This window comes from Rhodopseudomonas sp. BR0C11 (assembly GCF_010820945.1).
GTDB lineage: Bacteria > Pseudomonadota > Alphaproteobacteria > Rhizobiales > Xanthobacteraceae > Rhodopseudomonas > Rhodopseudomonas palustris_H.
This window is the reverse complement of record NZ_QTKI01000538.1, coordinates 1-2,686: the sequence shown is the minus strand read 5'-3', so window position 1 is coordinate 2,686 and position 2,686 is coordinate 1. Positions and strand designations below refer to the sequence as shown.

The following is a 2,686-nucleotide window of genomic DNA, read 5'->3' as shown; positions in this document are numbered from 1 at the left end:
GGTATGGGCGCCCGACGCATTGGCGTGGCAATCCTGGCCGCCGATCGAGAACGGCAGCGCCTTGCCGGCGTGCGCGTCCGCGACTCGCGCCGCAAAGCTCGCCACCAGCGTCGCCGGCGGACAGACCAACAGATCGATGCCCTGCGGCAGCCCGGCGGCGCCTTTCAGCATCGCATCGAGCTCGGCCACCGAATCCTTCAGGCCGTTCATCTTCCAGTTTCCAGCAATCAGAGGACGAACGGCGGGGACCGGCATGAGCACTCTCGCAATAAAGGGTTGAACCGTTCCGCTAGCAGAGCCGATTGCGAGACTCAAGGAGACGTGAACGCGAGCGCTGCGGCGATCCGCAGCATCGGCCGCTGCAACGGGATGGCATCTGCACCGACCGCGACATTGGCTGCGGTTGCGACGCCCCAGACGGCACTTTATGATGGATTTTCAAGCCGGCGACGCTAGTTTGCCCCCCGCGCTGACCCAGCGCGGCCGGTTCCCTCCTGACAAAAAGTGACTCCATGCTCCGAGGAATGCGCAAAGCCTCATCCAACTGGATTGGCAAGACCATCATGACGATCGTGATGGGCGTCCTGATCGTCAGCTTCGGAGTCTGGGGTATTGCCGACGTATTCCGCGGCTTTGGCCGGTCCACGCTCGCCAAGATCGGCAGCACCGAAATCTCCACCGAGCAGTTCCGCCAGACCTACAATGACCGTCTGCAGCAGATCGGCCGCCAGTTCGGCCGGCCGCTGACCCCGGATCAGGCGCGCGCGATCGGAATCGATCGCCAGGTGCTGCAGCAGACCATCGCCGAAGCTGCGCTCGACGAAGACGCGCGCAGGCTCGGCCTCGGCCAGTCCGACGCCGACACCATGAAGTCGATCCTGGAGGATCCGAACTTCAAGGGCGCCAACGGCCAGTTCGATGCCAACCGCTTCCAGCAGCTGGTCCGCCAGTTCGGCTTCACCGAGCAGCGCTATCTCGCTGAGCAGCGCCGCGTCGCGCTCCGCCGCCAGATCGCCGGCAGCCTCACCGCCGGCCTCGAGCCGCCGAAGACGCTGATGCAGGCGCTGAGCCAGTTTCAGAACGAAGAGCGCGCGATCGACTATTTGAAGCTGACCGACGCGCAGGCCGGCACCATCCCGGCGCCCTCGCCCGCCGACCTCACCGCGTTCTACGACTCGCACAAGGCGCAGTTCCGCGCCCCCGAGTATCGCAAGATCTCGTTCCTGGTGGTGACGCCGGAATCGATCGCCAAGTGGGCCGAGGTGTCGGACGCCGACGCGCAGAAGCTGTTCGAGCAGCGCAAGGACAAGCTGTCGACGCCTGAGAAGCGCCAGATCCTGCAGATCGTGTTCCCGAACGTCGAAGAGGCCCAGGCGGCGCGCGCCAAGATCGCCAGCGGCACCAGCTTCGCCGACCTCGCCAAGGAGCGCGGCGTCAAGCCGGCCGATCTCGATCTCGGCTTGGTCAGCCAGTCGGAGATGCTCGATCAGAAGGTCGCCGCAGCCGCATTCGCGCTGCCGCTGAACGAAGTCAGCCAGCCGGTGCACGGACAGTTCGGCACCGTGCTGCTCGAAGTCACCAAGATCGAGCCCGGCAAGCAGCCGGACTACGCCAGCGTGGCGGCCAGCCTGAAGCGTGACCTTGCGCAGGAACGCGCCCGCAAGCAGGTGCAGGAGTTGCACGACAAGATGGAAGACGCGCGCGGCGGCGGCGCCAGCGTGGTCGACGCAGCCAAGCAGCTCGGCCTCACCGCCGTGACGGTCGACGCGATCGACCGCGCCGGCCGCGGGCCGGACGGCGCATCGGTGGCGGCGATCCCGCAAGGGCTCGAACTCGCCAACGCCGCCTTCAACAGCGAGCCGGGCGTCGACAACGACGCGATCAGCTTCCAGAACGGCTACGTCTGGTACGACATCCTCGGCATCACGCCGTCGCACGAACGGCCGCTCGACGAGGTCAAGGACAAGGTCGAGGCCGGCTGGCGCGCCGAGCAGGTCACCGAGAAGCTGCGCAAGCTCGCGGCCGAGCTGGTGCAGAAGCTGCAGGGCGGCGCCAAGCTCGCGGACGTCGCACCGGCCGGCGTCACCGTGCAGACGGCCTCCGGCATCAAGCGCGAAGGCGCCGACGGCGGCCTGCCGAACACGGTGGTCGACGCGGTGTTCCGCACCGCCAAGGACGGCGCCGGCCAGGTTCAGGGTGGCAGCGCCACCGAGTGGTACGTGTTCCGCGTCACCGGCGACACGGTGCCGACCGCCGACCTCAACGCGCCGCAGATGCAGCAGTTGAAGGACAATCTGGTGCAGCGGCTGCGCGACGAACAGGTCGGCGAGTACATCGCCTGGCTGGAGAAGGACATCGGCACCAAGGTCAATCAGGAAGCGGTGGCGCAGGCAACGGGGGCGGCGGCGAACTGACGGCGCAATGCCGGCGTTTCGTCACCGAAAGGGACAATGGTTGATTTCAAATCGATTATCGCAAAGGTCGCGACCGGCGCGACGCTGACGCGTGACGAAGCCACCGACGCTTTCGACGCGATGATGTCCGGCGACGCGACGCCGTCGCAGATGGGCGCGCTGCTGATGGGCCTCAGGGTCCGCGGCGAAACCGTCGACGAGATCACCGGCGCGGTGACCACGATGCGGTCCAAGATGCTGCCGGTCTCGGCGCCGGCGGACGCGGTCGACAT

The 2,686-nt window shown here is 66.9% G+C and carries 2 protein-coding genes and 1 pseudogene; 2 read left to right on the top strand and 1 reads right to left on the bottom strand.

Going from position 1 to position 2,686, the window contains the following annotated elements:
* Positions 1–255: triose-phosphate isomerase (locus DYI24_RS24755; RefSeq protein WP_205523677.1), on the bottom strand; the 255-nt coding region annotated here is incomplete at its 3' end.
* Between the two features lie 257 nt (positions 256–512).
* Here DYI24_RS24755 and DYI24_RS24750 point away from each other — a divergent pair.
* On the top strand, positions 513–2,414 hold the full coding sequence (locus DYI24_RS24750) for a peptidyl-prolyl cis-trans isomerase (protein ID WP_164574208.1): 1,902 nt from the start codon (positions 513–515) through the stop codon (positions 2,412–2,414).
* Positions 2,415–2,450: 36 nt separating this feature from the next.
* A pseudogene (locus tag DYI24_RS24745) lies at positions 2,451–2,686 on the top strand (anthranilate phosphoribosyltransferase); the annotation flags it as partial.

Excerpts from the sequence above, each read along its gene's own strand:
- DYI24_RS24750 (WP_164574208.1), top strand. The coding sequence starts at position 513 with ATGCTCCGAGGAATGCGCAAAGCCTCATCCAACTGGATTGGCAAGACC.